Annotated in this window: 28 protein-coding genes; 19 read left to right on the top strand and 9 right to left on the bottom strand. The window is 50.8% G+C overall.

Annotation, left to right across the window (positions count from 1 at the left end; all coding sequences use genetic code 11):
* The first annotated feature begins 2 nt into the window (after positions 1 to 2).
* The 5 genes from ACN0IC_RS12420 (at position 3) to hflX (ending at position 6043) form a co-directional block, all read left to right on the top strand.
* Complete coding sequence (locus tag ACN0IC_RS12420) at positions 3 to 1391, top strand: sigma-54-dependent transcriptional regulator (protein WP_416879099.1); 1389 nt, start codon at positions 3 to 5, stop codon at positions 1389 to 1391.
* Positions 1392 to 1432: 41 nt separating this feature from the next.
* Positions 1433 to 2806 carry a Trk system potassium transporter TrkA gene (gene trkA, locus ACN0IC_RS12415; protein ID WP_416879098.1) on the top strand — a complete coding sequence of 458 codons (1374 nt, stop codon included), beginning with the start codon at positions 1433 to 1435 and terminating at the stop codon, positions 2804 to 2806.
* A gap of 110 nt (positions 2807 to 2916) precedes the next feature.
* Positions 2917 to 4311 carry a TrkH family potassium uptake protein gene (locus ACN0IC_RS12410; RefSeq protein ID WP_416879097.1) on the top strand — a complete coding sequence of 465 codons (1395 nt, stop codon included), beginning with the start codon at positions 2917 to 2919 and terminating at the stop codon, positions 4309 to 4311.
* 116 nt (positions 4312 to 4427) lie between these two features.
* Positions 4428 to 4685 carry an RNA chaperone Hfq gene (hfq, locus tag ACN0IC_RS12405; RefSeq protein ID WP_415810833.1) on the top strand — a complete coding sequence of 86 codons (258 nt, stop codon included), beginning with the start codon at positions 4428 to 4430 and terminating at the stop codon, positions 4683 to 4685.
* 41 nt (positions 4686 to 4726) lie between these two features.
* Positions 4727 to 6043: a GTPase HflX gene (gene hflX, locus ACN0IC_RS12400; protein ID WP_416879096.1), complete on the top strand. Its 1317-nt coding sequence runs from the start codon at positions 4727 to 4729 to the stop codon at positions 6041 to 6043.
* A gap of 6 nt (positions 6044 to 6049) precedes the next feature.
* Here hflX and mazG read toward each other — a convergent pair whose 3' ends face one another.
* Genes mazG through ccmA form a run of 5 tightly spaced genes read right to left on the bottom strand, consistent with a single transcriptional unit; the run spans position 6050 to position 8966 of the window.
* Positions 6050 to 6847 carry a nucleoside triphosphate pyrophosphohydrolase gene (mazG, locus tag ACN0IC_RS12395; protein ID WP_416879095.1) on the bottom strand — a complete coding sequence of 266 codons (798 nt, stop codon included), beginning with the start codon at positions 6845 to 6847 and terminating at the stop codon, positions 6050 to 6052.
* A complete protein-coding gene (locus ACN0IC_RS12390) occupies positions 6820 to 6924 on the bottom strand; it encodes a heme exporter protein CcmD (protein ID WP_416879094.1) in 105 nt (34 codons plus the stop codon). Before ACN0IC_RS12390 ends, mazG begins: the two co-directional genes overlap by 28 nt.
* 1 nt (position 6925) lies before the next feature.
* Positions 6926 to 7666 (bottom strand): heme ABC transporter permease CcmC, encoded by a 741-nt coding sequence (gene ccmC / locus ACN0IC_RS12385; protein ID WP_416879093.1) that lies wholly within the window; start codon positions 7664 to 7666, stop codon positions 6926 to 6928.
* A complete protein-coding gene (locus tag ACN0IC_RS12380) occupies positions 7663 to 8334 on the bottom strand; it encodes a heme exporter protein CcmB (protein WP_416879092.1) in 672 nt (223 codons plus the stop codon). The genes ccmC and ACN0IC_RS12380 overlap by 4 nt, the downstream gene beginning before the upstream one ends.
* Entirely contained in the window at positions 8331 to 8966 is a 636-nt protein-coding gene (ccmA, locus tag ACN0IC_RS12375; RefSeq protein WP_416879091.1) for a heme ABC exporter ATP-binding protein CcmA, read from the bottom strand. Before ccmA ends, ACN0IC_RS12380 begins: the two co-directional genes overlap by 4 nt.
* A 77-nt stretch (positions 8967 to 9043) precedes the next feature.
* Between ccmA and ACN0IC_RS12370 the strand changes: the two genes are divergently transcribed.
* The 6 genes from ACN0IC_RS12370 to ACN0IC_RS12345 all read left to right on the top strand — a co-directional run bounded on the left by ACN0IC_RS12370 (position 9044) and on the right by ACN0IC_RS12345 (position 14620).
* Complete coding sequence (locus ACN0IC_RS12370; RefSeq protein ID WP_416879090.1) at positions 9044 to 9502, top strand: cytochrome c maturation protein CcmE; 459 nt, start codon at positions 9044 to 9046, stop codon at positions 9500 to 9502.
* A 414-nt stretch (positions 9503 to 9916) separates the two neighbouring features.
* Entirely contained in the window at positions 9917 to 11119 is a 1203-nt protein-coding gene (gene crtY / locus ACN0IC_RS12365; protein WP_416879089.1) for a lycopene beta-cyclase CrtY, read from the top strand.
* Between the two features lie 56 nt (positions 11120 to 11175).
* Positions 11176 to 12672: a phytoene desaturase gene (locus ACN0IC_RS12360; RefSeq protein WP_416879117.1), complete on the top strand. Its 1497-nt coding sequence runs from the start codon at positions 11176 to 11178 to the stop codon at positions 12670 to 12672.
* Positions 12673 to 12675: 3 nt separating this feature from the next.
* Entirely contained in the window at positions 12676 to 13182 is a 507-nt protein-coding gene (locus ACN0IC_RS12355; RefSeq protein ID WP_416879088.1) for a DUF1993 domain-containing protein, read from the top strand.
* A gap of 6 nt (positions 13183 to 13188) precedes the next feature.
* Complete coding sequence (locus ACN0IC_RS12350; protein ID WP_416879087.1) at positions 13189 to 14112, top strand: phytoene/squalene synthase family protein; 924 nt, start codon at positions 13189 to 13191, stop codon at positions 14110 to 14112.
* Positions 14099 to 14620 (top strand): RDD family protein, encoded by a 522-nt coding sequence (locus ACN0IC_RS12345; RefSeq protein WP_416879086.1) that lies wholly within the window; start codon positions 14099 to 14101, stop codon positions 14618 to 14620. The genes ACN0IC_RS12350 and ACN0IC_RS12345 overlap by 14 nt, the downstream gene beginning before the upstream one ends.
* Positions 14621 to 14723: 103 nt before the next feature.
* Here the strand turns inward: ACN0IC_RS12345 and accC are convergent, their stop codons facing one another.
* The 3 genes from accC to aroQ are packed head-to-tail and all read right to left on the bottom strand — an operon-like array spanning position 14724 to position 17116.
* Positions 14724 to 16067, bottom strand: coding sequence for an acetyl-CoA carboxylase biotin carboxylase subunit (gene accC / locus ACN0IC_RS12340; RefSeq protein ID WP_416879116.1), 1344 nt, complete (start codon positions 16065 to 16067; stop codon positions 14724 to 14726).
* A gap of 44 nt (positions 16068 to 16111) precedes the next feature.
* Positions 16112 to 16618, bottom strand: a complete 507-nt coding sequence (accB, locus tag ACN0IC_RS12335) for an acetyl-CoA carboxylase biotin carboxyl carrier protein (protein ID WP_416879085.1) — start codon at positions 16616 to 16618, stop codon at positions 16112 to 16114.
* A 60-nt stretch (positions 16619 to 16678) separates the two neighbouring features.
* Positions 16679 to 17116, bottom strand: a complete 438-nt coding sequence (gene aroQ, locus ACN0IC_RS12330) for a type II 3-dehydroquinate dehydratase (RefSeq protein WP_416879084.1) — start codon at positions 17114 to 17116, stop codon at positions 16679 to 16681.
* Positions 17117 to 17177: 61 nt separating this feature from the next.
* Here aroQ and thiS point away from each other — a divergent pair, with 61 nt between their 5' ends.
* From thiS to ACN0IC_RS12300, 6 genes are all read left to right on the top strand, one after another.
* A complete protein-coding gene (gene thiS, locus ACN0IC_RS12325; RefSeq protein WP_416879083.1) occupies positions 17178 to 17378 on the top strand; it encodes a sulfur carrier protein ThiS in 201 nt (66 codons plus the stop codon).
* Positions 17375 to 18172 carry a thiazole synthase gene (locus ACN0IC_RS12320; RefSeq protein WP_416879115.1) on the top strand — a complete coding sequence of 266 codons (798 nt, stop codon included), beginning with the start codon at positions 17375 to 17377 and terminating at the stop codon, positions 18170 to 18172. The genes thiS and ACN0IC_RS12320 overlap by 4 nt, the downstream gene beginning before the upstream one ends.
* Positions 18173 to 18235: 63 nt before the next feature.
* Complete coding sequence (locus ACN0IC_RS12315; RefSeq protein ID WP_416879082.1) at positions 18236 to 18784, top strand: hypothetical protein; 549 nt, start codon at positions 18236 to 18238, stop codon at positions 18782 to 18784.
* A 111-nt stretch (positions 18785 to 18895) separates the two neighbouring features.
* Complete coding sequence (gene secG / locus ACN0IC_RS12310; protein ID WP_416879081.1) at positions 18896 to 19342, top strand: preprotein translocase subunit SecG; 447 nt, start codon at positions 18896 to 18898, stop codon at positions 19340 to 19342.
* 41 nt (positions 19343 to 19383) lie between these two features.
* Complete coding sequence (locus ACN0IC_RS12305) at positions 19384 to 21015, top strand: CTP synthase (protein ID WP_416879080.1); 1632 nt, start codon at positions 19384 to 19386, stop codon at positions 21013 to 21015.
* 194 nt (positions 21016 to 21209) lie between these two features.
* Entirely contained in the window at positions 21210 to 23423 is a 2214-nt protein-coding gene (locus ACN0IC_RS12300; RefSeq protein WP_416879079.1) for a TonB-dependent receptor, read from the top strand.
* 33 nt (positions 23424 to 23456) lie between these two features.
* On the opposite strand, the gene erpA is transcribed toward ACN0IC_RS12300, so the two are convergent.
* Positions 23457 to 23807, bottom strand: coding sequence for an iron-sulfur cluster insertion protein ErpA (gene erpA, locus ACN0IC_RS12295; protein WP_416879078.1), 351 nt, complete (start codon positions 23805 to 23807; stop codon positions 23457 to 23459).
* A gap of 70 nt (positions 23808 to 23877) precedes the next feature.
* On the opposite strand from erpA, the gene ACN0IC_RS12290 reads away from it, so the two are divergent.
* Entirely contained in the window at positions 23878 to 25095 is a 1218-nt protein-coding gene (locus tag ACN0IC_RS12290) for a deoxyguanosinetriphosphate triphosphohydrolase (protein WP_416879077.1), read from the top strand.
* Positions 25096 to 25301: 206 nt separating this feature from the next.
* Complete coding sequence (locus ACN0IC_RS12285; RefSeq protein ID WP_416879076.1) at positions 25302 to 26345, top strand: rod shape-determining protein; 1044 nt, start codon at positions 25302 to 25304, stop codon at positions 26343 to 26345.
* Positions 26346 to 26385 lie beyond the last annotated feature (40 nt).

Here is a 26385-nt window from a genome sequence, read left to right as displayed (position 1 = left end):
GCATGAAAAATGATATTTTGATCGTCGAAGATGAGAGCGATATCCGGGAAATGATTGCCGGTATATTGGATGATGAAGGTCACGTGACCCGCCAGACGGGCACAAGCGAAGCGGCGCTGGATGCTGTCAAAAAACGCCAGCCTTCTCTGGTCGTACTGGATGTCTGGCTAAAGGGAAGCGGCATGGACGGGATTGAGCTTCTGGATAAACTGAAAGCCTCCTATCCCAACCTTCCGGTTATTATTATCAGCGGACACGGCACGGTGGAGACGGCTGTCTCTGCGATCCGCAAAGGGGCTTATGATTATATCGTCAAACCTTTTAAGTCGGAAAAACTGATCGTGACGGTTTCCAGAGCATTGGAAAATGCTCGGCTCAGACAGGAAAATGAGGATCTGAAAGGGCGCGCCCAAACCGATACGAAATTGGTAGGAACATCGACCCTTGTGCAGCAATTACGCTCCAAAATTGAACGTATCGCCGCGACAAATTCACGAGTTCTGATCTCCGGGCCTTCCGGATCCGGAAAAGAACTCATTGCCAGACTCCTGCATTCTCAGTCAAAGCGTGCAGAAGGGCCCTTTAAGGCCGTCAACGCTGCTTCTATGGTGCCTGAGAGAGTCGAGGAAGAGCTCTTCGGGGTTGAGAATGAAGACGGCACCGTGGTTAAAACCGGCTTGTTGGAAGCCGCGCATAACGGCACGCTCTATCTGGATGAGGTCGCGGATATGCCGGCCGAAACGCAAGGCAAATTGCTGCGACTTTTGGTAGAGCAGCGCTTTCACAGATTGGGGGGAAGCCAGGACGTTCAGGTTGATGTCCGCGTGATTACCTCCAGTTCGCAAGATTTACTGACGGATGTCGAATCCGGAAATTTCCGCGAAGACTTATTCCATCGTTTGAATGTTATGCCTCTGGAAGCGCCGTCTCTGAGCGAGCGGCGTGAAGATATTCCCTTATTGGTGGAGCATTTTATCTCGCAACTTGCCGCGTCCACCGGTCTCCCGGCGCGAGAAATTGGCGCCGATGCTATGGCGGCCTTGCAGGCTCATGACTGGCCGGGCAATGTTCGCCAGCTCCGAAATAATGTAGAGCGATTATTGATTCTGGCGACAGGAGAGCCAGGCCAGCCGATTACCTTGGCGACGCTTCCGCCTGAAGTCTCTGTGGTCCGATCTTCCGGAGGCGCCGCCGAATCCGAAAAAATGATTTCAATGCCACTGCGGGATGCCCGAGAACATTTTGAACGCGAATATCTTCAAGCCCAAATTGATCGTTTCGACGGAAACATTTCACGCACGGCAAGTTTTGTCGGTATGGAGCGTTCTGCCTTGCACCGAAAGCTAAAGTCGCTAGGTTTGGGCGCGAACGGGCGCGAAGACGCCTCTTGATAATTGCCGGGGTCTTGGCCCCTATCATTTTGTGAGGACTCATGCGGGTCATTATTTGCGGCGCAGGGCGGGTTGGTTACGGCCTTGCATCTCGTCTGGCAGCTGAAAACAATACGGTTACGGTGATTGATCTATCGCCGGAACTCATTCGGCAGATCACAACAGACTTGGACGTTCGCGGCGTTATTGGAAATGGCGCGCATCCGGATGTTCTTGTGCGGGCGGGAATTCGTAATACGGATATGATTATTGCGGTCACCCATGCGGACGAAGTCAATATGATCTCCTGCCAGGTGGCGCATTCGCTGTTTGATGTTCCGACTAAAATCGCCCGAGTGAGGGCGCAAAGCTATCTCGATAGCCAGTGGAATGATCTCTACAGCCGCGAAAACATGCCGATTGATATCATTATTTCTCCGGAAATTGAGATTGGAAAAGCGATATTGAGGCGTCTGAATACGCCCGGTGCGTTCAACGTTGTCCCGTTCGGGAATGGTCAAGTTCTCCTGCTCGGCGTTAAAATCAAAGAGGACTGTCCCATCATTGATACCCCCATTCGGCAAATTCCGGATTTGTTTGAAGGTCTACACGCCGCAATTGTCGGGATAAAGCGTGATGGATTAGTCTTTGCACCGACGTCAGATGATCCGCTGAATGTCGGCGATGATGCCTATTTCATTACGAAATCCGAACACGCCGCCAGATTGCTGGAAGTCGTGGGTAATCATGAAACCAAAGCAAGACATGTTGTAATTATCGGGGCTGGGCATGTCGGCACTTTTGTCGCGAGACAGCTGGAGTCCGTTACCGGAATGCGGGTGAGGATGATAGAATTCAACAAGGATCGCGCAGAAAAAGCAGCCGATGAATTATCACGCACCGTAATTCTCAATGGCGATGCGATGGACGCGAATATTCAGGAGGAAGCCGGCGTTTCCAACTCTGAAATGGTCGTTTGCCTTACCAATGATGATAAAATCAATATTCTCTCCGCTGTCTTGGCGAAAAAGCTTGGGGCTGATCATACGATCAGTTTGATCAATGAGGTTTCCATGCAGGAAATGCAGACCGAGCTGGGCATTGATATGGTGATTGACCCGCGGGCAAGTACCATTTCTTCCATTCTTCGTCATGTTCGCCGTGGCCGCATTCTGGACGTCTACTCACTTGAGCAGGGCGGGGCTGAGGTCATGGAAGGTGAAGTCCTTGAAACCTCTCCTCTTGCCGGAAAAACTCTGCGCGAAGCCGAATTACCAGACGATATAACCATCGGCGCTGTCATTCATGAGGGCGAAGTTCTGTTCCCCAAACCCGACTTGCTTGTTCGCCAGGGTGATAAGGTCATCCTTCTGGCAGAACGATCTGCCATGAAAGCCATTGAAGCCATGTTCCGCGTTAGTACGGACTATTTTTAAATGGTATTGCCATGACCAGTTTTAACGCGGACAGCACTTCGGGACAGAAGTCTAGTTTCTAACCTATGGCTATTACACGGATTATTTATTGGCTAGGATGCTCGGTCATAATGATCGCGGCATTGATGGCCTTAACCGCTTTTGCCGCCCTTTTAATGGTCGACCTGGAAATGGTGACCGTTATGGGCGTGACGGCAATTTGTCTGGTCGTGCTCGGATCGCTTTTCGTTCTGACAACCACCAAAACGCCTTCCCGCGAAACCAATAGCGACGCTTTGGTTTTTCTATTGCTGTTTTGGGGTCTTGTTCCTCTGACGGCCGCAATACCTTACTGGATAACTTTTCCCGAATTGGGACTGTTGAGAGGCTATTTTACGGCTGTTAGCGCTCTGACGACGACCGGCGCGAATGGATATGTAGTCGAAACTCTGCCCTCCACTTTAGTTCTCTGGCAATCGCTGCTTCAGTTTTTTGGCGGTATCTTCGTCGCGACCTTCGCTGTCGTCATTCTGGCTGCGCTCAATCTGACCGGGACAGGTATTCACCGCTCGGCTTTGTTTACCCTCAAAAAAGGCGAGCTTTTTACTCGATTAGTGGGAATTGGCCGCGTGATTACCGGGGTATACCTTTTGATCGCTTCCATTTGTTTTGTTCTGATGGCTTTAGGCGGAACAAATGTTTTTGATGCCTTATGTTTGTCTCTAAGCGGCGTTTCGACGGGCGGAATGACGCCCCGATCGGAGGACTTATTTCTTTATGTCCCCCGCTTTTCAACTTTTGTGCTGATGCTGGCGTGCGGCTTCGGCGCTATGAATGTGGCAGTCGTTTGGGATGCGATACGATTGCGCAATTGGGTAAATTTCCGGCGTTTAATCACAAATATTGAACATAGAACTCTCATCGCGTTGGGACTGGGATTAACATTGTTTGGCTTGTTTTATGCAGGCCTTCAGAATCTATTTCCGCTCTTCGTTGAAGCTGTTTTCTTTATAAGCTCAGCCGGATTTGTATATGATCCCATCAGTTTAGAGCAGGTTCCGAGCGTGGTTTTGATCTCTCTGGCGTTAATCGGCGGCTCGGCCTTATCTACGGCCGGAGGGCTTAAAATTATCCGCATTATTTTGCTGTTTAAACATCTCGGAACGGATATCAGCCGGTCCTCTCACCCTTCGCGAGTTTTACCTGTTCAGTTCAAGCACCGACAGGTACCAGACCGGGCCTTTCTCTCAATCTGGCTCTACTTCTTTGGTTATACTCTTGTTTTCGGGTTAGGAATTATCTGCTTGGGAGCCGTAGGTCTTAATTTCACGGATGCCACCAGCGTCAGCGGAGCGACACTTTCCAATATAGGACCTCTCTTGCCATCAACCTTACCAGACACCGGCTTAAGATGGCCGGAGCTGACTCAATTGCAAATGCTAGTGTCCTCTGCACTGATGTTAATCGGCCGTGTTGAAGTCTTAGCCGTCCTCGTTCTGATGTCGCCTTCATTTTGGCGGCAATAGAGTTTACAAAACTGTCACGGAGAAAAAACTTGCGTCAGCGGTGTGAATGCCGATAAAGCGCCCTTGTGAGTTGTGCGCAATCAACTTCCAAAGAACAAGAATAAGGGACAAATTCAATGTCATCCGATCGCAAACAAAATCTTCAGGACACTTTTCTTAACTCCGTGCGTAAGTCCAAGACGACTCTCACGATTTTTCTCGTGAATGGTGTTAAACTGCAAGGCGTTGTCACCTGGTTCGACAGTTTCTGCGTTTTGCTACGCCGTGACGGACAAGTACAATTGGTTTATAAACATGCGATCTCAACAATTATGCCCTCGGGCCCGGTTCAACTTTTCGATCCCGAAGTCGTTGATGACGAAGACGAAGATTAGTCTGATACCCCGTATTATCACTTCCTTTTTGAAAGCTCAGAATGCTTGAGCGGGAAATTCCTCGCGAGAAAGCGCTCGTTCTGCATCCGCGGTTTGCCAATGAGCGCGCCGGGGACGCGGATTATGATCTTGAAGAGGCCGTCGGCCTGACCGAAGCGTTAGACGCGGAATGTGTCGACTCCCGCATTATTCCGGTGAGAGAACTTCGGGCCTCAAATTTTTTCGGAAAAGGCCAGATTGAGGAGATTGCAGCTCTGATTCAGGCCAGCGAAGCGACTCTGACAATCGTGAACGCGGCTCTTTCCCCAATACAGCAACGTAATCTGGAAAGAGACTGGAAGTGCAAGGTCATAGACCGGACTGGGTTAATTCTTGAAATTTTTGGTCTCCGCGCCGCCACCAAAGAAGGGCGGCTGCAAGTTGAGCTTGCGCGCCTGGGCTATGAACGCTCCCGCCTTGTTCGTACCTGGACCCATTTGGAACGCCAGCGCGGCGGACAGGGCTTCTTGGCCGGGCCGGGCGAAACGCAAATTGAGAGTGACCGTCGCATATTGAACGACAAGATTACCAAGCTCCGCCGTGATCTTGAAAATGTTCGCCGCACGCGCGGGCTGCAACGTAAAAAACGTGAGCGGGCTCCGGAGCGTGTCGTCGCTCTGGTTGGCTATACCAATGCCGGAAAGTCCACATTGTTCAACGCGCTGACAACAGGCGGCGTCATGGCCAAGGATATGCTCTTTGCCACGCTGGATACGACGCACCGCGTGCTGCCTTTACCATCCGGGCAATCGGCAATTTTGTCGGATACCGTTGGATTCATTTCGGACCTGCCGACAGATTTGATAACCGCTTTCCGCGCGACTTTGGAAGAGGTAAAAGATGCCGACGTGCTTTTGCATGTCCGGGATATATCTGACCCTCTAACGGAGCGGCGGCGTGACGAAGTTCTGGAGGTTTTGGACCAAATCGATGCTGGCCCCGAACACGGTCAGGAAATTATCGAAGTCTGGAATAAAGCAGATCTTGTAATGGGCGACGAACGCGCAGCTCTGAACGAGCGGGCGGCGGCGACGTTAGATTTTGAAGACATGATGAATGCCTATCTGGTGAGCTGTTTGAGCGGGGAAGGTCTTTCAGACCTGCTCCACGGTGTCGAAGCCGCTCTGAGCGTGGATGATCAGACCCTGACGGTAACGATTGACCCGGCAAATTTTTCGGCGCGGGCGTGGCTCCATTCTCACGGTAATGTGCTCTTGGAAGATATGCGGAAATCTGGAAATGTCGATATGCGGGTTCGCCTGTCGGAATCCGATGCCGGGAAATTCAGATCAAACTATCCGGCCCTTATCAACAACTAGATCAGATTATTTGGTGTCGTCCGATTTCGCGTCCTGCCAGTAGGATTCGAGCGTTTCCAGGTCCAGGTCTTGTATAGATGCGCCAGCGCGGCTTTCGACCCCTCTGAAACGATGGGAGAATTTCGCGTTGGCCCGTCTCAGGGCAACTTCTGAATCCACTCCGAGCTTGCGGGAGAGGTTGACAACCGAAAAGAGAAGGTCGCCAATTTCTTCTTCCATTTCCGTATGGTTCTTGGCGTCCACGGCCTCTTTCACTTCGGAAATTTCTTCTTCAATCTTGTCCCAGACGCCGCTCAGATCAGGCCAGTCAAATCCTGTCTTGGCCGCGCGTTTTTGAAGCTTTTGGGCTCGCATTAAAGCAGGAAGACTAAGGGCGACGCCGTCAAGTCGGCTTGTGTGACCTTTGGCGGTCCGTTCGGCCTCTTTGAGCTTCTCCCAATTGCCGGGAACCGACTCTACATTCTCCTCGCCAAAAACATGCGGGTGACGGCGCACCATTTTTTTGACGAGATCATCGGTAACATCGTCCAGATTAAAAGCGCCCGTTTCATCGGCCAGCTTTGAGTGGAAAACGACCTGGAGAAGAAGGTCGCCCAATTCTTCGCGTAGCGCCCCCATGTCATTTTGTTCAATCGCATCGGCGACTTCGTACGCCTCTTCGATTGTGTAGGGCGCAATTGACTCGAATGACTGTTCACGATCCCACGGACACTCGGCGCGTAAACGCTCCATCAAATCCTTCACCCGTTCATAGGGCGTCTCGCCTTTTACCCCGCTCACAGTTTTGGCTTTCGCAGAGTCCATACTACAAGTCCGGCTATGCCCAAGAGGCTCACGCCGTAAGCCCCGATTATAAAGGGCGTTATTGCGCCGTAATCCATCTCAGCCCTCACTCAATTCGATTGTGGCGGGCGCTGCCTTAGGTGCGCGGCGGTTTTTAAGTTTCACCAGGTCGGCTTCAATGCCGCGCAGTGCGCACCAAGCCAGAAGCGCGGTATATCCGGTCATCATGATGAAAAGCGGAAGAAGGAACTCTGCGGGCATACCGGGGGCGCCGGGTTGGGACACGGAGGCGGGTTGATGCAAGGTGTTCCACCAATCAACGGAGAATTTGATAATCGGAATATTGATAAACCCTACCATCGCGACAATAGAGGCAAGGCGCGCGGCTTTGCGCTTATCTTCTATCACGCCCCAGAGCAGGAGGTAGCCAGCATAGATGAAGGCAAGCACCAGGACAGACGTCATGCGTGCGTCCCATTGCCACCAGGTTCCCCACGCCGGTCGGCCCCAGAGACTGCCGGTGGCCAAGCAGAGCAGAGCAAAAACAAGACCCGGAACGGCCAGATTGCGCGCAGCGCTATCTGCCAGAGGGTGGCGCCAGACAAAGCTTATAAGACTGCAAACGGCTAGGCCTGTATAAGCGGCGAGGGCGCACCACGCCGCCGGTACATGGACGTAAAGCATACGAACGCCTTCGCCGTGAAGGTCGGCCGCCGGAGAGCTAATCAGACCGATATAAGTCCCAATGACCAGACACAAAGCGGCAAGCCCGCCGCAAAGCGGTGTAAGCCATTTTGAAACCTTCGCAAAGCGGGCAGGATTGGCGAGATAGGAAATCATGAAGGCTCCAAATTCACGCGAAGCGCGGCAGCTGACGCTGGAATTCCTACTGCAATAGAAATGAGAGTTAAACCGGCAAGGATGCGTAATTCAACCGCAGTCCAGCCCGCCATCCCAAAACCTTGGCTGGCCTCCAGACCAAATATCAATAATGGCACGAGAAACGGCGTGACCAAAAGAACAACCAAAAACCCTGCGCCGGATCGAGCGCAAAATATTGCTCCGGCTAAGGTCACATAAGCGGCGAGAGCGGGGGCGGCCAGACCTAGAGCCAACAGAATTGCGAGTATCACTTCACTGCTCAGGCCCAAAACGACCCCCATAATGGGCGTAATCAGAAATAATGGCAGGAAGCCAAGGCAGAGAAAGGCCGCCCATTTCGAGAGCGCCAGAGTGAGGGTCGAGATGCCGCTCAGATATATTTGTGTCAGTGTACCCTGACGGAAATCCGCTTGAAACACTGTCGCAAAAGAAAGCAGCATGGAAAAGACTATGGCGAGCCAGAGCAGGGCTGGGGCAAGCCTGCGTAATTCCGTCATCTGTCCGCCTAAAGCTATGGCGCAAAGCGTTACAAAAACAGCCATGAAGACGGTTCCGAGAACCCAGCTGCCGCCAGTTCGAAATGCCAAGCGAAGGTCTCTTTGCAATATGGCTAAAAAGGCACTCATCCGGCCACCTTCAACAGTAAGGTTTTTGCCGAGCGGTCAGGAATTTCCGTTGGCTGATGTGTGGCGATTACGGCGATGCCGCCGCGGCCTAGGTGCCGAGCAATCTCTTGAGCAAACAGGGCTCGGCCTTCTGAGTCCAAAGCCGAAAATGGCTCATCCAATAACCAGAGCGGGCGTTGACCGAGCAAAAGCTTTGCGAGGCTTAATCTTTTCCTCTGACCAAGGGAGAGCGTTTCTGTCCGGTTTTGCGACAAATCAGAGAGGCCCACTTTTTTCAGCAAAGCGTTGGGGTCGTTAGATGTCGCCGATAGGTTCGACATGAATTTTAAATCCTCAAGCACGGTCAGTCCGCGGCTGGCTCCATCCGGTCGGATCATAAGAGAGGAAGACAGAGCCGGTGTTGTAGCGTCCGGACAATTGACCTTGCCCCTATGGGGTTTCAAAAGTCCCGCCATTGCTAGAAGCAAACTCGTTTTGCCAATCCCGTTTTCCCCTAAAACATAGAGAAGGTCTCCGGCCTTTAGGTCTAGCGACAAGTTTTCAAACAAAACCCGCTCCCCCCGCCGGAGCGAGATGGACTTCAGCTTCACCTCGAAAGGCTCCATATCTGTTTTATCAGGGAAGGACGTCATCTCGCGGCTTATGGCCAAATTGACGCGTCATGTCACGCCGCATTGCGCAGGACAGGCCCTGTGGTAAAAGCGCGCCCATGTCAGAAACTCTAAAACCAAAACGCGTAAAGCCTCCGCATCGTAACCGTCGATTGGCGGCGATTGCCGGATTCGGCATTTTGGTTGTCGGGGGTGTCGCTCTGATCGCCTCAGCATTGGGAGAGAACACACAGTTTTTTTACAATCCGAGTGACGTCGTGGCGGAAGGGTTTGTTCCGGGGTCTGAAACATTCCGGATGGGCGGCAAAGTTGTCGAGGGGTCTGTCGAGCGTAAAGGCGGATTGCTGACAGAATTTGCGGTTGCCGATTTTGAACGCGACATGCCTGCGCCGATTACCGTTTTACATGATGGCGTTTTGCCGGATTTGTTTCGGGAGGGGCAAGGCGTTGTTGTCACAGGCCAGGTGGCGACGGACGGAATCTTTATGGCGAGTGAAGTACTCGCGAAACACGATGAAAACTATCAACCGAAAATCAATTACCAAGACGAAAAGTAAATATTCACTTTTCGATTAAGCAGCAGGCCTACACGCTTTTGTGATTGTCCAAAAGGACAATTCGCAACTAGTTTTTTTTTTGAAATGGAGGCGGACAGCTTGGCCGATGTGGGGCAACCTCGCCGCCCGCCCGCCTATCTTGCGATAGGACATTGTCTGTATGACATAGCTCTTTTCCCTTGGGGAGTGATTCACTGTAAGAATTTACGTCTATAGCTGATAAAACCTTTATTTCTGGGGATTAAATTGGTCAGACACATCTTGAGGTAGAAATATTTATCTACCCTTTTCAATAGGTTAATGAATTGACATATTGAATGACGATAACAGGTTTTATTAGGCCAATTTACAATCAAATGAAAAGATTGAGAGTTCAATGGTTGTAGTGAAGCGATTCTGTTTTAAGACAGATCTATGGAAAAAACGCCGGATATGATCATTGTCGGAGCAGGGCTTTCGGGTCTGCTGACGGCGTGGCGTTGTCTGGATGTCAATCCGGATTTGACTGTCGTGATTGTCGAGGCATCGGACAAAATCGCCGGGGACCATACCTGGTCATTCAATTTGACCGATGTGGAGGAGAGCCTGCGAGACTGGATAAACCCATTTATTGCTTATCAATGGCCGCGATACGACGTGAAATTCCCAAAGCGTGAACGGACGCTTGAGATACCCTATTGCACAGGAAACAGTGAAACGCTTCGCGCCTGTGTGGCGCCGTTTATTGAGAGCGGACGGATGCAGGTTATGTTGAAGACGAAAGTTGCGTCTTTGGATGCCGAGAGCGTTACGCTGGAAAATGGGGAGACTTTGGACGCGGCCTGCGTTCTCGACGCGCGGGGCTTTGCGCCGAACGAGAATGTCTTCCTCGGCTATCAAAAATTTGTTGGAAAGACGATCCGGACGAAAAAGCCGCATGGCTTGAAATATCCGGTCATCATGGATGCGACTGTCGAGCAACTCGGAGGCTATCGATTCGTTTATTGCTTGCCTTTCACAGAGCATCAGATTTTGGTGGAGGATACCTATTATACAGACGGGCCGGAGTTGTCAGAAGCCGGTGTGGCCGTGCGGGTGGATGATTATATCGAGGCGCACGGCTGGGGAGATCATGAGGTATTGCGGCAGGAGAAAGGGGTTTTGCCGATTACTTTGGCTAACGAGATTGATGCCTACAATGCTTTATCTATAGGTATTTGTGGAGGGCATTTTCACGCTGTTACAGGCTATAGCTTTCCAGATGCTTTAAGAACGGCCTACTGGCTGGCGTGGGATCTGTCATGCTTTCAAGGCAAAAGTCCCGAAATTGCAAAAGGCCATATGATAGCTGCAAATGCAATCATGCAGAATATCAAGTGGAAAGAGGAGCGTTTTCTTCGCCTCTTAAACCGGATGCTCTTTCGTGCCTGTGACCCCGACCGACGCTATAAAGTCCTCCAACGGTTTTACGGATTGCCACAAGGTCTCATCGAACGCTTTTATGCCGGACAGCTTACCACAGCCGACAAAGCCCGCCTCCTCATCGGCAAGCCGCCTGTGCCTGTGACAAAGGCGCTGTATAATTTCTCGGAAAAAGCATTTATCAAACGCGAACGCGCGAAACGAGATAAAGCATGAATGTACAGACCAATCCGGCCGATTTTGACGCGGTTGCCAAAACGCAAGACGCCAAAATGCCGACCGCGATCGTTATTGGCGCTGGCTTCGGCGGAATTGCCTTAGCCATTCGTCTGCAGGCCATGGGGTTTCAGGTTACGCTCGTCGATAATCGGGACAAGCCGGGCGGGCGTGCCTATGTCTATGAGGAAGACGGCTATAAATTCGATGGCGGGCCGACCGTCATCACTGATCCGGATTGTCTGAAAGAGCTATTCGATCTGTCCGGTAAAAATATGGACGATTACGTCACGCTTTTGCCAGTTGATCCGTTTTACCGTCTGCAATGGGAAGATGGCGACGTGTTCGATTACAACAACGATACAGACTTTCTGGAAAAGCAGATTGCCGAACGTAACCCGGACGACGTGGCAGGATACCACAAATTTCTCGCCTATTCGAAAGAGCTTTACCGCGAAGGGTATGAGAAGCTCGGCACTACCGCGTTCCTGAAGTTTTCACAAATGATCGCTGCCGCCCCGCAACTGGTAAGGCTTCGCGCGGATAAATCTGTCTATGATATGGTCGCTAAATTCGTCAAAGACGATAAAGTACGCCAGCTCTTATCTTTTCAGTCGCTCCTCGTGGGCGGTAATCCGTTCAAAACATCCTCTATCTACGCGCTGATTCACGCGCTGGAACGTAAAGGCGGCGTCTGGTTTGCCAAGGGCGGGACGGGCGCGCTCGTGCAGGGGATGGTCAAACTCTTTCAGGACTTGGGCGGGGATCTCCGTCTTTCAACCGAAATTACAGATATTCAGTCCACGGGCGACCGCGTGACGGGCGTAACAGCCGCCGATGGATGGACGATGAGCGCCGACCTCGTCGCGTCAAACGCGGATGTGGTGCATACTTACAGCCAACTCCTGCGCAATACGCCGCGCGGGAAAACTTACGGTAAGGCGCTCAAGAAAAAGTCCCATTCCATGTCGCTCTTCGTGATCTATTTTGGTCTCAAGACAACGCATCCGGACATGAAACATCACATCATTCTGCTGGGACAGCGCTATAAGGAATTGATAGCCGAGATTTTCGGGAAGGGCGGAAATCTACCCGATGATTTTTCGCTCTATCTACACGCCCCGTGTGTTACCGACCCGGATATGGCGCCGGAAGGATGCTCTTCTTACTACGTTCTCTCGCCTGTGCCGCACCTTGGTCATGCTGATATCGATTGGGACGAAATTGGCCCGAAATATACACAAACGATTTTGGACTATCTGGAAGAACACGCCATCCCGAATTTGAAAGAAGATTTGACCGTTTTGAAAACGCTCACACCCTTTGGGTTTCGCGATGAAATGAATAGCCATTTAGGAAGCGCGTTTTCGGTCGAGCCTGTGCTGACACAATCGGCCTGGTTTCGTCCGCATAACCGCGATGACCATATCAAGAATATGTATATCGTTGGGGCCGGCACACATCCCGGAGCCGGCGTTCCTGGCGTTGTCGGCTCTGCCAAAGCCACGGCGGGCGTCATAGCCGAAGATTTCTCTCAAAAGCTGAAAGGTTAATTTATGTCTCAACTCTCTATGTATAATGCTGTCGACGCGCTGCCGCGCTTACTTTCCAATCTTGAGCATATTCTGAAAAAAGGTGAGGCGAATGCAAAGGACCGCGAGATTGATCCGCAGGTTTTTCTGAACGCCCGTCTCGCGCCCGACATGTACCCTTTGAAAAAACAGGTTCAGATCGCCGCCGAGCTGGTGAAAAACGCACCTTATCGTATCGCAGGGATAGAAGCCCCGAATTACGACACGACGCCGGAAACTTTTGAAGAAGCCTACGAGCTTATCACGCGCGCGAAAAAAGACTGCAAGGCAGTGAGTGAAGCCGACCTCAACGGAAAAGAAGGACGGAAGTTTTCTCTTAAAATGGGTCCACGTGACGTCGACTTTACCGGGATTACCTATCTCTCAGGTTTCTCCCTTCCAAATGTACATTTCCATGTCACGACAGCTTACAATATTCTGCGTCATAATGGCGTGCCTCTTGGAAAATTCGACTATTTTGGCGGTTCCTAGCGCCTAATGGATTCCATCATACAACACGGCCACGCCTCTATAAAAAAAGGCTCCAAGTCTTTTGCTTTGGCGAGCCGCGTCCTGCCGCCTGCCTTGCGAGATGATGCCGCCATGCTTTATGCGTGGTGCCGCTATTGCGATGATGTCATTGATGGCCAGGAAATGGGCCACGGACAGATTGAAAACTATAAGGTCGGACAAAAACAGCGCCTAAGCCAACTCCGAGAATACACGTCGAATGTTCTTGCAGGGAAGCCGACAGAGAACCCTGTTTTTGCCGGACTGGCCCGCGTGGTGGAGGCCCATAATATTCATCACCGTCATCCCTTTGATTTGCTCCAAGGGTTTGAAATGGATGCGGAAAACCGCGTCTATGAAACGGTTCAGGATATTCTCGATTATTCCTATCATGTGGCGGGCGTTGTCGGCGTCATGATGGCCAACATTATGGGCGTGAGGGACAGCGCAACTCTGGACAGAGCCAGCGATCTGGGACTGGCGTTTCAACTGACCAATATCGCCCGGGACGTTATTGACGATGCCAAAGCGGATCGGGTGTTCATCCCGCAGGATCTACTCCTGAAACACGGCGCGCCGATAGACGCCTCAGAACTGGCAAAACGCGAAAACTGGCCCGCCGCCCACGCAGCCGTCTGCGAACAACTCGACATTGCGGAAAAGTATTATCAAAGTGCGAAAGTCGGCATAAAGGAGCTCGACTTCCGCTGCGCCTGGGCAATTTCCGCGGCGTTGAAAGTCTATCGCGAGATCGGAGAGAATCTACGAAAAGGTGGCCCTGACGCGTGGGAAGGCCGGGTCGGCGCGGGCAAGGGTCGAAAATTGGTTTTGGCGATGGGGGCCGTTGGGCCTGCGATGGTGCGGAAAAGTGTGGAGGTTACGCCAAGGAATGGGTTTTATGACAGACCTTGATATCTTATGGCGGCGAATATTTGCCTATATTTTTGATTGTAGTCTGATTTTGGCTTTTGCTATCTGTCTTGGCCTAATAGTTTTAGCCGCTCAAAATTACTTCCATTTTTCATTATACCAATCTGCAATTATTGGTCATCTGATTGCATTTTTTACTCTTACTCTACCTGCTTTATTGTACTTTTCCGCGACAGAATCTTCTTCCAAAAAGGCTTCATTCGGGAAACGCGTTTTTGGATTGCAAGTTTTGACTATCGAAGGCAGGCCTGTATCATTTAAGCGTGCTTTTTCGCGTGCTATTATTTTACTCTTACCTTGGGAAATTGCGCATAGCGCAATTTGGTATGGGTCTGCCAAACCGTTCCTGGAGCCGCCTTCAATAGGGGCTTTGATTATGATGATTGTGGCGCAAGGGCTTGTACTTTTTTACCTGATCATGGCGATCATCACTCCCAAACAGTCCATAGCGGAACGGATTTTGAGTATTGTGATAGTAAGAGAGCCTTAATTTACGTTGTAAGAAACAGGAATTCTATACTTTCGTTTCATGGTTAAATCACCAACGGATGGGATTGCAGCTCCGGGAGCGCAGAAAGAAAATACTCTGAACTTTACTCTTGTTCTTTAAGCCATTTTTCCAGCCAGTGAATGTTATAATCACCCTTCTGAAAGTCAGGATCATCCAGCAAGGCTTCGTGAAGAGGCTTTGTTGTCTCGACCCCTGTGATAACCATCTCTCCCAACGCCCGGCGCAAACGCAGAATCGCGCCTTCGCGGGTATTGCCCCAGACGATGAGTTTGCCGATCAGGCTGTCATAATAGGGCGGGATGGAATATCCGGCGTAGAGCGCTGAATCGAGGCGGGTATTCATGCCGCCCGGGGTATGAAACTCAATAACTTTTCCAGGTGACGGCGCAAATGTTTTTGGGTTTTCCGCATTGATACGGCATTCAATCGCGTGACCCTGGAATTTGATATCTTTTTGCGAGTAGTTGAGCGGCAAGCCTGAGGCGATACGAATTTGCTCGCGCACCAGATCAATTCCGGTAATTTCCTCTGTCACCGGATGCTCGACCTGAAGTCGGGTGTTCATCTCGATGAAGAAAAACTCGCCTTTTTCATAGAGGAACTCGATCGTGCCCGCGCCGCGATAACCGATTTTCTTAATCGCATTCGCAACGACCATGCCGATGTCTTCGCGCTCTTTAGCCGTTAGAGTAGGAGAGGGCGCTTCCTCTAAAACTTTCTGGTTGCGGCGCTGTAAAGAGCAGTCCCGTTCGCCCAGATGGACAACATTGCCATGGGTGTCGGCCAGAACTTGAATTTCGATGTGGCGCGGCCCTGTGAGGTAGCGCTCTAGATATACTTCACCATTGCCAAAAGCGGCGATGGCTTCCTGCTGCGCCGCAGAGAGAGCTTCTTTTAGTTTCTCAGGGGTCTCGGCCAGACGCATACCGCGCCCGCCGCCGCCAGCTGCGGCTTTTACGAGCAGTGGGAAGCCGACATCTTTCGCGACTTTTTGAGCATCTTCATATGTTTCGACGCTGCCCTCGGAACCGGGTACGCAGGGGATTCCGGCGTCCATAACGGTTTTCTTTGCCGTGATCTTATCGCCCATTATGCGGATATGTTCTGCCGTGGGGCCAATAAAGGCCATGCCATGGGCTTCGACGATATCAGCGAATTTCGCGTTTTCAGACAAAAAGCCATAGCCAGGATGGACGGCGTCGGCGCCAGTGATTTCACACGCCGCAATGATGGCAGGAATATTAAGATAGCTTTCGGTCGCGCTGTTCGGGCCGATACAAACGCTCTCATCGGCGAGGCGAACATGCATGGCATTGCGGTCGGCTTCTGAATGGACGGCCACCGTGTTGATGCCCATTTCTTTACAGGCACGGTGGATACGCAAGGCGATTTCGCCCCGGTTCGCGATCAGGATTTTCTTGAACATATCCGGCTTTCCCGGCCCTTTTTCGGTCGCAGGAGACATATCGATTAAACAATCACAAAGAGGGCTTCGCCAAATTCGACTGGCTGAGCGTCTTCAACATATACCTTTTCAACTTTACCGGATCGGGGCGCTGTAATCGGGTTGAAGGTTTTCATGGCTTCGACGAGCAAAATTGTGTCGCCTTCTTCGACGCTATCACCCACTTTTACAAATGGATCCGCGTCGGGGGAGGGACGGGTATAAGCCGTGCCGACCATAGGCGAGGTCGTCGAATCCTTATGCGGACCAGACGCGGTGTCTTCTTGGCTTTCAGCCGCCGCGGAAGATGTGGCGGGCGCCGACTGAACGGGAGTCGGAGCTTGCGGGGCGGCGTAGGCTTGAACCATTTGTCCGCCGCCTTTGGCGACGCGGATTTTCAAATCGCCCTTTTTCATTTCAATTTCGGTGAGGTCGGTGTCGTTTAGAATATCCGCCAATTCGCGAACCAAATCGACATCACTGCCTTCATTCGCGTTATCTTTTTTTTCGTTTTCTTTTTTGGGCGTGGCCATTACGTCTCTCTCTTTTCGTTCAGGCTTTTAGTCGAGTTAAGTTTTGTGTCTGCGAGTCGCCTAATTTTTCATCTTTAACAAATTTAGAACGGCTTGCAGCCCCAATTGATAAGAATTAGCACCGAAACCGCTAATTGTTCCTGTTGCGGCTTCTGCCACATAGGATCTTTGCCGAAAACTTTCACGCTTTGCCGGTTGCGACAAGTGGATTTCCACGATTGGAATATCGAGCAGCTTTAAGGCGTCATATATCGCTATAGAAGTATGCGTATAGGCGGCGGGGTTAATCAGCAGGGCAGAGGCCTTATCTGCAGCCTCTTGAATATGCTCAACGATTTCGCCCTCAATATTGCTCTGTTTAAAAACGATATCGTGATCTGTGGCCGACCGGCACTCGGATTCAATATCGGCCAAGGTTTTAGACCCATATATCTCAGGCTCTCTTGAGCCGAGCCTGTTGAGGTTTGGTCCGTTGAGGATATAGATGGCTTTCGTCATTGAGAGAGCCTTTATGCCATGGTAACGCGCTCTGCAATGCTAAAGCCTGTAAGGAGGCCTTGTGAAGCTGACTTTGAACGGTGAAATTCATACTTTGCCCGACGATTTGACCATAACTGGATTGATCGCGCATCTGGGCCTGCCGAATAAGAAAATCGCGGTTGAACGCAATTTGGAAGTCGTTCCCAAGTCGACATTTGGCGATGTGAAGCTGTCCGAAGGCGACAGACTTGAAATCATTCATTTTATCGGAGGCGGATAGTGCCAGACTCAGCCGTGCAAGACACATCTGACAAACTTGTTGTTGCCGGACGGGAATTCAATTCACGTCTGATTATCGGAACAGGCAAATATAAAGATTACGCCCAGAATGCCGACGCGCTTGAAGCTTCCGGCGCAGATATTGTGACCGTGGCTGTGCGGCGGGTGAATCTGTCTGATCCAAAGGCCCCGATGCTGGCGGATTTTATCAGTCCGGAAAAAACGACTTACCTGCCAAATACGGCGGGCTGTTTTACGGGTGAAGACGCGGTCCGCACTTTGCGGCTTGCCCGTGAAGCCGGTGGTTGGGATCTTGTGAAGCTGGAAGTCTTGTCTGACCCGAAACATCTTTATCCCGATATGGAAGAAACCCTTCGTGCCGCAGAACTACTCTTGAAAGACGGCTTTGAGGTGATGGTGTATTGCTCTGATGATCCCGTTTTTGCCAAAAAGCTCGAAGATATGGGCTGCGCGGCTATTATGCCTCTTGGCGCGCCGATTGGATCCGGTCTCGGTATACAGAATCCTGTCAATATTCGCCTGATTGTCGAACAGACAAAGGTTCCCGTAATTGTCGATGCAGGGGTCGGGACGGCGTCTGACGCCACGGCAGCGATGGAGCTTGGGTGCGATGGTGTGTTAATGAATACAGCCATCGCTGAAGCCAAAGACCCGATTCGAATGGCGCGGGCGATGAAACATGCTGTGATTGCCGGGCGCGAAGCCTATCTCGCGGGACGTATGCCCAAGAAAATGTATGCTGACCCCAGTTCTCCACTCGCGGGACTAATTTAGACCATAGATTACGGTAATCTGTCCGATTGGCAATTTTACAATAGATTTCGGTCGGACTACATTTTGGATATGAAATTATATTTTTCATTCCTGGCTGTGGTCTTTGCATTGGCCGGTTGTTCAACGTCTCCGAAAGAAACGTTTAACCGCATGAGCTCTCAAGCCAGTCAAACGGCAAGCGTTGTGACAACCGGTGCCTCCCCCGAGGGTATCGACAGTCTGGATGACTCACCTAATTTAGGGGAGGCGGTTCTTACCCCCTTGGGTGATATTAACCTCAGAAAATCAGAAATTCCTTATCTTTTGGAAAGTATGGAAAATCCCTATCTCATGCCGGCAGATAGTTCCTGTGACAAATTGATGGTCGAAATTGATAAACTGACCCAGCTATTGGGTAAGGATGTTGACAACACAGAGGAGTCGGACGGCTCTATGAGCCAGACGGCTTTAAACGCCGTGTCCTCCACTGTAGGTGGGCTCATTCCGTTTCGGAGTCTGATAAGACAGGCGTCTGGAGCCGCCAAATATGATAAAGAAGTCGAGAAGTCCTATCGCAAAGGGGTCGCCCGCCGCGGATATTTAAAAGGAATAGCGGCGGCAAAAGAATGTTAAAGCAAGTCTCTGAGCTTTCGGACTTGTAATTCCCTCTGGTCATGCCGACCTGAATGGTCTAATCGCGCTGCAAATTCATCCCGCACCATAAGACGTTGCAGAGAAAAATACATGTCCACAGTCCTCCTTATCATCCAGTTGATTATCAGCGTCATCCTGACGGGTCTTATTCTTATCCAAAGATCCGAAGGCGGTGCGCTTGGGATTGGCGGCGGCGGTGGCGGCGGTGGCGGCGGATTGATGTCCGGCCGTTCGGCGACAACATCCATTGCCCGAATGACAGCGATTCTAGGAGCAGTTTTCATTATCAACTGTTTGGCGCTTTCAGTTGTTTTCAACATGGAAAATCAAGAATCTTCAGAGTTTGATGATACAAATGCTGTTGCCCCCTTGACGCCAGCCCTCGATTCAAACGATACGACAACCCCGTTGGAAGAAGAAACTGAGACGCCCGAAATTGCTGTGCAAATACCGGACTTAACGCCGGAAACCACAGAAACTGAAACATCGGACGAAACCTCAGCTTCAGAACCCGAGGGTACGCCTGAGGACGAATAATCCGTCTTAATTCAGCCCGCGGACAGTAAAGAGAGCGGGCTATGCCACGTTATATATTCATTACAGGCGGCGTTGTGTCGTCACTCGGCAAGGGATTGGCATCAGCCGCTCTCGGAGCGCTTTTACAGGCGAGGGGCTATAAAGTTCGCTTGCGCAAGCTCGATCCTTATTTGAACGTCGATCCGGGCACTATGAGCCCCTACCAGCACGGCGAGGTTTACGTCACGGATGATGGGGCGGAAACCGATCTGGATTTGGGCCACTATGAACGCTTTACCGGGGTGAGTGCTGCCCAGTCTGACAACATCACGACAGGCCGCATTTATTCCAATATCATTGCCGCCGAACGACGCGGGGACTATCTTGGCGCGACGGTTCAGGTCATCCCTCATGTCACCAATGAAATAAAAGAGTTTGTCCTGTCAGATGCAGGAGATGTCGATTTTGTGTTATGCGAAGTTGGCGGCACAGTCGGCGATATTGAAGGCTTACCGTTTTTCGAAGCCTTGCGACAGCTTGATCAGGAACTCCCGCGCGGCCAGACCTGTTTCCTCCATGTTACCCTCTTGCCCTATATCGGCGCCGCAGGTGAGATGAAAACCAAACCCACCCAGCATAGCGTTAAAGAACTTCGGTCCATTGGTATCCAACCGGATATTCTTTTGTGCCGCGCGGACCGTCCCGTGCAAGCCGGGGACCGTAAAAAAATTGCCCGGTTCTGTAACGTTCGCGAAAGCGCTGTCATTCAGGGTTTGGACGCGCCATCTATTTATGATGTTCCGCTCGCTTATCACGCCGAAGGTCTGGACGTTGAAGTGCTGAACCATTTTGGCGTGGTCAATCCGCCTGATGCAGACCTTAGCGGATGGTGGGACATTTCCAAAACATTGGAAAACCCTGATGCCGGGGAAGTAAATATTGCAGTCGTCGGTAAATACACAATCCTACCGGATGCCTATAAATCCATTACGGAGGCGCTAGTTCACGGCGGAATTGCGAATAGGGTAAAGGTCAATATCAACTGGGTCGAGGCCGAAGAATTCGAAAAGTCGGATGACCCCTATATGCTTAAAGATGCTCACGCTGTACTGGTGCCAGGCGGATTTGGCGGGCGCGGCTCGGAAGGAAAGATCAAAGCTGTTACTTTTGCGCGAACCAAGAAAGTTCCGTTTTTCGGAATCTGCCTCGGCATGCAGTTAGCCGTAGTGGAAGCCGCCCGAAATATGGCCGGCTTAGAGGATGCCAGTAGTTCGGAATTCGGCGAAACCGGTACAAATGTTGTCGGGCTGATGACGGAGTGGAAAAAAGGAAATGAACGTCTGATGCGGACCAGCCAGACCGATCTTGGCGGCACAATGAGACTCGGCGCCTATCCCGCCTTATTGACGAAAGGCTCGCTTGTTGCGGAAGAATATGGCCAATCCGAAATTGAGGAACGTCACCGGCACCGCTATGAGGTCAATGTCGATTATAAATCCAAGTTAGAAGAGGCTGGTTTGCTCTTTTCCGGCATGTCTCCGGATGGCGTTCTTCCGGAAATCGTGGAGATTCCGGATCACCCTTGGTTTGTTGGTGTTCAATATCATCCTGAACTAAAAAGCCGACCTTTCGCCCCCCACCCCTTATTTAAAGGCTTTGTCAAAGCGGCTCTTGATCAAAGTCGTTTGGTTTAATCACTTGGTCGTCTGCTGAGGGCGACTTATTTTCCATCCACCAGCATATAAAGTGACATTTTTACAACGAAACTTCGCAATCAACTGATTGTGAAGGGATATCACGTCTAAACTACTTGATGTTTCAATAAAAATTGTGTGTGAGGCGGCTCATCAAGTTTTGCCTTCAATATGGATTTCACGGAGATTCGCCCTTGTTTAAATTAACCGCCAAAGCCGCCCTTGGGGCTGCTGCCCTTTACGGCACGACCGCGCTCACACCGGCTTTCGCTCAAACGTCGGACGAAGTCGTTGTGACAGCCCAGAAACGTGAGCAAAGTCTGCAAGACGTGCCTCTTTCGGTAGAAGTGTTACAGGACGAAAAACTCGATGTTCTCAGCTCTGGCGGAGAAGATATTCTGTTTTTGAATGCACGCGTCCCTAGCCTTTACGCCGAAACCTCTTTTGGACGTGCTTTTCCTCGTTTCTACATTCGCGGTCTCGGAAATACTGATTTCGATTTGAACGCAAACCAGCCTGTCAGCCTGGTTTACGATGGCGTTGTTCTTGAAAACCCTATTCTAAAAGGTTTCCCTGTCTTTGATTTGGATCGTCTTGAAGTATTGCGAGGGCCGCAGGGTACGTTGTTTGGCCGGAATACGCCCGCAGGCGTTATCGCTTTTGAGAGTGCAAAGCCAACGCAAGAGACAGAAGGCTATGGCCGTTTGGCTTATGGTCGTTTTGATACATTTGACGCGGAAGGGGCCATCAGCGGCGGTCTGTCGGAAAATCTTTCAGCCCGTCTTTCCGGTCTTTATCAGCGACGCGATGATTACATTGATAATGTGGCGCCGAACCCAAGAGAAGAAGGGTTTGAAGAATATGAAGAGTTTGCTGGTCGCCTGCAGTTTCTCTACACGCCGACAGCTGATGTAACAGCTTTATTGAATATTCATGGGCGCTCACTTGACGGAGGCTCTCGGGTTTTCCGTGCCAATGTTATTCAGCCCGGTACTAATGATTTTGTCCCGGAGTTTGACCGTTTTACGGCGGCACAAGATGCTAATCAAAATTTGAATGTGGACAATATTGGGGCCAGCTTGAAGCTTGATATCGAAAAGGGGCCAGGCGTCCTTACGTCCCTGACGTCATATGAGAATATCAGTATCGAAGCGCGCGGCGATGTTGATGGTGGATTTGGAGCCGTTTTCGCACCGCCTTCCGGACCAGGCTTCATTCCATTTGCGGCTGCAAGCGCTGATAATATTACCGGTCACGGCCAATATACTCAGGAGCTTCGCTACAATTGGGATCATACCGAAAACGTCAATGTGACGCTTGGCGGCTTTGTTTTCTACGAAAATCTGGAGCTGGAAAATTTGAGTTATGATACGCTAGCCGGAGACATCGAAAATGGCCGGGCCGTTCAGGATCAGGAAACAACCGCGATTGCGCTTTTTGGGTCGACAGAATGGCAGGCCACTCAGGATTTGACTTTAACGGCTGGTCTTCGGCTTTCCTATGAAGATAAGGATTTTGAGGCGTCCCGTACTTTAGGCCCGTTTGGAGCGCCGCCTCTGGGTCCCTTGACGCGTAACCTCTCAGACACAGTTCTGTCAGGAGATCTTGCGCTTAATTATGAGGTGAATGAAAACGTAAATGTCTATGGCCGTTACGCCCGAGGTTTCCGCGCGCCCAATGTCCAAGGCCGCCTTGTTTTCGGAGATGTCGTCACAGTCGCCGATACGGAAACGATCGATTCACTGGAAACAGGTGTGAAAACAAAATTCTTTGGGGGGCGCGGTACGTTCAATGTCACGGGCTTTTATTTTGAAACCGATAATCAGCAACTGACGGCTGTTGGTGGATCCGGGAATTTCAACCAGCTTCTTAACGCTGATTCTGTTGTCGGTTACGGCGTCGAAATTGACGGGTCTCTTTCCCCGGTTGAGGGTCTTGATCTCACAGCGGGATTCAGTCTGAACGATACGGAAATTCAGGACGATGATCTGGAGGTTGGGGCTTGCGGAGCAGGCTGTACGGTTCTGGACGACATTAATCCAGCCACAGGAAATGCGTTGATTGACGGCAATCCTTTGCCCCAAGCACCAAAATATATTGCCAATGCAACGGCGCGATATGGTGTTCCGATTTCAAACTCCGGTGAAATTTTTGTCTATGGCGATGTTGCTTACCGAAGCAAAGTCAATTTCTTCCTCTATGAGAGCGTCGAGTTCTCCAGCGACTCTTTGACTGAGGTCGGTTTGCGGGGCGGCTACGTTCACAATGGGGGGGAGTTTGAAATTGCGGCCTTTGCCCGTAATATTTTCAACGCCACCGAGCTGGAAGGCGCGGTCGACTTCAACAATCTGACAGGCTTCATCAATGAGCCGACAATTTACGGCGCAGAAATCACCAAGCGTTTCTAGTCATTTGAATAAGTGATGTGGGGCCGGGACGGGCTAAATAGAAAAGCTCGTCCCACAACCGCAAGCCGCGACAGCATTCGGATTGTGAATTTTGAAAGCTGAGCCAATGAGTTCTCTTGCGTAATCGATCTCTGATCCTTCCAAGAACCCGACACTGACCTCGTCAATCAGGATCTTGGCGCCGTCCCGTTCCAAAACGAGGTCGTCTTTTTCTGGGGCGTCGGCAAAATCGAATTTATACTGAAAACCCGAGCAGCCGCCGCCTTCTACGGCAACGCGCAAATATCTATCGGTGCCTTGTTTTTCCATAATTGTCTTGATTTGAGCCGCAGCCGAAGCGGACATAGAGACAGATTGAGAAACTGGTGTGGTAATTTCAGTCATGGCTTCTATATAGGCGGTAATTGCCGTTCTGACTAGTCATAGCACTGACTACTAACCAAGTGAGATTTTTGTGTCTGCCGAACCCGTTTTGAATTTTTCACCCTATCGCCAGACACGAGCCGTTTTTGCTTCTGATCCCGCCAAAGCGCGGGGAAGACGGATTTCACAGCCTTCAAACTCAGAACGAAGCCCTTTTCAGCGCGATAAGGATAGAATTATTCACTCCAGCGCTTTTCGCCGGCTCAAAGGAAAAACACAGGTTTTTGTCGCTCACGAGGGGGATTATTACCGAACGCGCCTGACCCACTCTCTCGAGGTCTCCCAGATTGCCCGATCCATTGCGCGGGTATTAGGGCTGGATGAGGATCTCGCAGAATGCTTGTCTTTGGCGCATGATATGGGCCATCCGCCTTTCGGACATTCCGGAGAGCATGCTTTGGCCAAAGCCATGGAGCCTTATGGCGGTTTTGATCACAATGCTCAGACGCTTAGAATAGTTGAACATCTGGAAGGGCGCTATGCGGAATTTGATGGACTGAACCTGACCTGGGAAACGCTCGAAGGGATTGCCAAACATAACGGGCCGCTCATCCTCAAGGACGGGGATGAAGATAAACTCCCTTGGGCTTTAAAGGCGCTCGACAATTGGCAGGGTTTGGAGCTCGAAACTTTTGCTGGCCCCGAAGCCCAAGTCGCGGCGCTTGCAGATGACATTGCTTATAATAATCATGATATTGATGATGGATTACGCGCCGGCCTATTGAGTGTGGAGGAAGTTGAGCAAGTTCCTTTACTGGGCGAAGCCTTCGCAGATGTCCGAAAACGCTATCCGGGTATTTCAGAAGACAGAATGATTCATGAGGCGGTAAGAGACCTGATTGGGTATATGGTTTCTGATGTGCTTACCGAAACAAGGGCAAGGCTGGCCGAGCACAATCCGCAAAGCGCTCAGGATATACGAGAGCTGGATCGGCCTATTGTCGCTTTTTCTGATGATTTTAGAGCCAAGGAGGCTCCGCTCCGTAAATTTTTGTACGAAAATTTATATCGGCATTACAAGGTGAACCGCATGATGGGACAGGCTAGTCGGGTCGTCTCAGAACTCTTCGAGCTATTTATAAATGACCCGGACATCCTTCCAACAGAGCTGAGGCGGCAATGTAATGGTTCAAATACGCCTGAGACAGCCCGGATAATTTGTGACCATATTGCAGGGATGACAGATAGTTTTGCTATCGCCGAGCACCGCAAGCTTTTCACGGCTGCAGGCTATCTTTCGACTTATTAGGCATGGATTTCTATCTTTAACTAAAATTAATTCAGTGTTTGCGCCCAATCTGGAGAGGTTCCACTTGCAATTAATTGCGCGACTTCCCATTAACGCCGGATAAGGGAATGATTCCGACTTGATATATCGCCTGTAAATTGAATCTGAGCCTACAGATTTGAAAGCAACAATTTAAAGTTTGGAACACATAAAATCAAAGGCCTAAAATGTTTTCGTCACTACTCGGCGCATTTTCATCTGATATTGCTATCGATCTTGGTACAGCCAACACGCTGATTTATGCCAAGGGACGCGATGTTGTTCTAAACGAACCGTCTGTGGTTGCTTTTTCGATTCGAAATGGCCGCAAGGTGGTTCACGCTGTAGGCGACGAGGCCCGAAACATGCTGGGCCGGACGCCGGGCCATATCGAAGCTATCCGTCCAATGAAAGATGGTGTGATTGCCGATTTTGAAGTGGCCGAGGAAATGATTGGTCATTTTATTCGTAAAGTGAATAAGGGCGGTTTGATCCGTCGTCGTCCGCATGTCGTCATCTGCGTACCGTCCGGCGCGACCGCTGTGGAACGTCGTGCCATTCACCAGTCTGCCGAACAGGCTGGCGCTAAACGTGTGTACTTGATTGAAGAACCAATGGCTGCAGCGCTTGGTGCGGGTCTTCCTATCCATGAGCCATCCGGGTCCATGGTCGTGGATATTGGCGGCGGCACGACCGAAGTTGCAGTCCTGTCTTTGGACGGCATTGTCTACTCACGTTCTGTGCGAGTTGGCGGCGATAAAATGGATGATGCGATCATTCAATATGTTCGCCGCACAACCAACCTGCTACTCGGTGAAATGTCTGCTGAGCGCGTGAAAAAAGAAATTGGTTCAGCTACAATGCCGGCTGACAATGAAGGTATGACTGTCCAGATTAAGGGCCGTGATTTGATGAACGGCGTTCCGCGGGAAATCCGCGTGACCGAAGCGATGATTGCGGAAAGCCTGGCTGAGCCTGTAGAACAGATTGTAGAAGCTGTTAAAATGGCACTCGAATCTACGCCTCCTGAGCTAGCGGCTGATATTGTTGACAAAGGTATCATGCTAACTGGCGGCGGGGCGTTGCTACGAAATCTGGATACGGAATTGCGATCCCGGACAGGGTTACCAGTCTCGATAGCGGATGATCCGCTCTCCTGTGTGGTTAGAGGCTCCGGTACAGTCGTTGAGAATTTGAAAAAATGGAAGAGCGTACTGTCCAGCGGAGTCTAGTACATCGAAATCCCGGCGATGGGATAAGAGGAAAGGAGGC

Origin of the sequence: Litorimonas sp. (assembly GCA_029936425.1) — a bacterium.
Classification (GTDB): domain Bacteria; phylum Pseudomonadota; class Alphaproteobacteria; order Caulobacterales; family Maricaulaceae; genus Litorimonas.
This window is presented reverse-complemented; position numbering and strand designations above follow the sequence as displayed.

Excerpts from the sequence above, each read along its gene's own strand:
- ACN0IC_RS12420 (WP_416879099.1), top strand. The coding sequence starts at position 3 with ATGAAAAATGATATTTTGATCGTCGAAGATGAGAGCGATATCCGGGAA.
- trkA (WP_416879098.1), top strand. The coding sequence starts at position 1,433 with ATGCGGGTCATTATTTGCGGCGCAGGGCGGGTTGGTTACGGCCTTGCA.
- ACN0IC_RS12410 (WP_416879097.1), top strand. The coding sequence starts at position 2,917 with ATGATCGCGGCATTGATGGCCTTAACCGCTTTTGCCGCCCTTTTAATG.
- hfq (WP_415810833.1), top strand. The coding sequence starts at position 4,428 with ATGTCATCCGATCGCAAACAAAATCTTCAGGACACTTTTCTTAACTCC.
- hflX (WP_416879096.1), top strand. The coding sequence starts at position 4,727 with ATGCTTGAGCGGGAAATTCCTCGCGAGAAAGCGCTCGTTCTGCATCCG.
- mazG (WP_416879095.1), bottom strand. The coding sequence starts at position 6,847 with ATGGACTCTGCGAAAGCCAAAACTGTGAGCGGGGTAAAAGGCGAGACG.
- ACN0IC_RS12390 (WP_416879094.1), bottom strand. The coding sequence starts at position 6,924 with ATGGATTACGGCGCAATAACGCCCTTTATAATCGGGGCTTACGGCGTG.
- ccmC (WP_416879093.1), bottom strand. The coding sequence starts at position 7,666 with ATGATTTCCTATCTCGCCAATCCTGCCCGCTTTGCGAAGGTTTCAAAA.
- ACN0IC_RS12380 (WP_416879092.1), bottom strand. The coding sequence starts at position 8,334 with ATGAGTGCCTTTTTAGCCATATTGCAAAGAGACCTTCGCTTGGCATTT.
- ccmA (WP_416879091.1), bottom strand. The coding sequence starts at position 8,966 with ATGACGTCCTTCCCTGATAAAACAGATATGGAGCCTTTCGAGGTGAAG.
- ACN0IC_RS12370 (WP_416879090.1), top strand. The coding sequence starts at position 9,044 with ATGTCAGAAACTCTAAAACCAAAACGCGTAAAGCCTCCGCATCGTAAC.
- crtY (WP_416879089.1), top strand. The coding sequence starts at position 9,917 with ATGGAAAAAACGCCGGATATGATCATTGTCGGAGCAGGGCTTTCGGGT.
- ACN0IC_RS12360 (WP_416879117.1), top strand. The coding sequence starts at position 11,176 with ATGCCGACCGCGATCGTTATTGGCGCTGGCTTCGGCGGAATTGCCTTA.
- ACN0IC_RS12355 (WP_416879088.1), top strand. The coding sequence starts at position 12,676 with ATGTCTCAACTCTCTATGTATAATGCTGTCGACGCGCTGCCGCGCTTA.
- ACN0IC_RS12350 (WP_416879087.1), top strand. The coding sequence starts at position 13,189 with ATGGATTCCATCATACAACACGGCCACGCCTCTATAAAAAAAGGCTCC.
- ACN0IC_RS12345 (WP_416879086.1), top strand. The coding sequence starts at position 14,099 with ATGACAGACCTTGATATCTTATGGCGGCGAATATTTGCCTATATTTTT.
- accC (WP_416879116.1), bottom strand. The coding sequence starts at position 16,067 with ATGTTCAAGAAAATCCTGATCGCGAACCGGGGCGAAATCGCCTTGCGT.
- accB (WP_416879085.1), bottom strand. The coding sequence starts at position 16,618 with ATGGCCACGCCCAAAAAAGAAAACGAAAAAAAAGATAACGCGAATGAA.
- aroQ (WP_416879084.1), bottom strand. The coding sequence starts at position 17,116 with ATGACGAAAGCCATCTATATCCTCAACGGACCAAACCTCAACAGGCTC.
- secG (WP_416879081.1), top strand. The coding sequence starts at position 18,896 with ATGTCCACAGTCCTCCTTATCATCCAGTTGATTATCAGCGTCATCCTG.
- ACN0IC_RS12305 (WP_416879080.1), top strand. The coding sequence starts at position 19,384 with ATGCCACGTTATATATTCATTACAGGCGGCGTTGTGTCGTCACTCGGC.
- erpA (WP_416879078.1), bottom strand. The coding sequence starts at position 23,807 with ATGACTGAAATTACCACACCAGTTTCTCAATCTGTCTCTATGTCCGCT.
- ACN0IC_RS12285 (WP_416879076.1), top strand. The coding sequence starts at position 25,302 with ATGTTTTCGTCACTACTCGGCGCATTTTCATCTGATATTGCTATCGAT.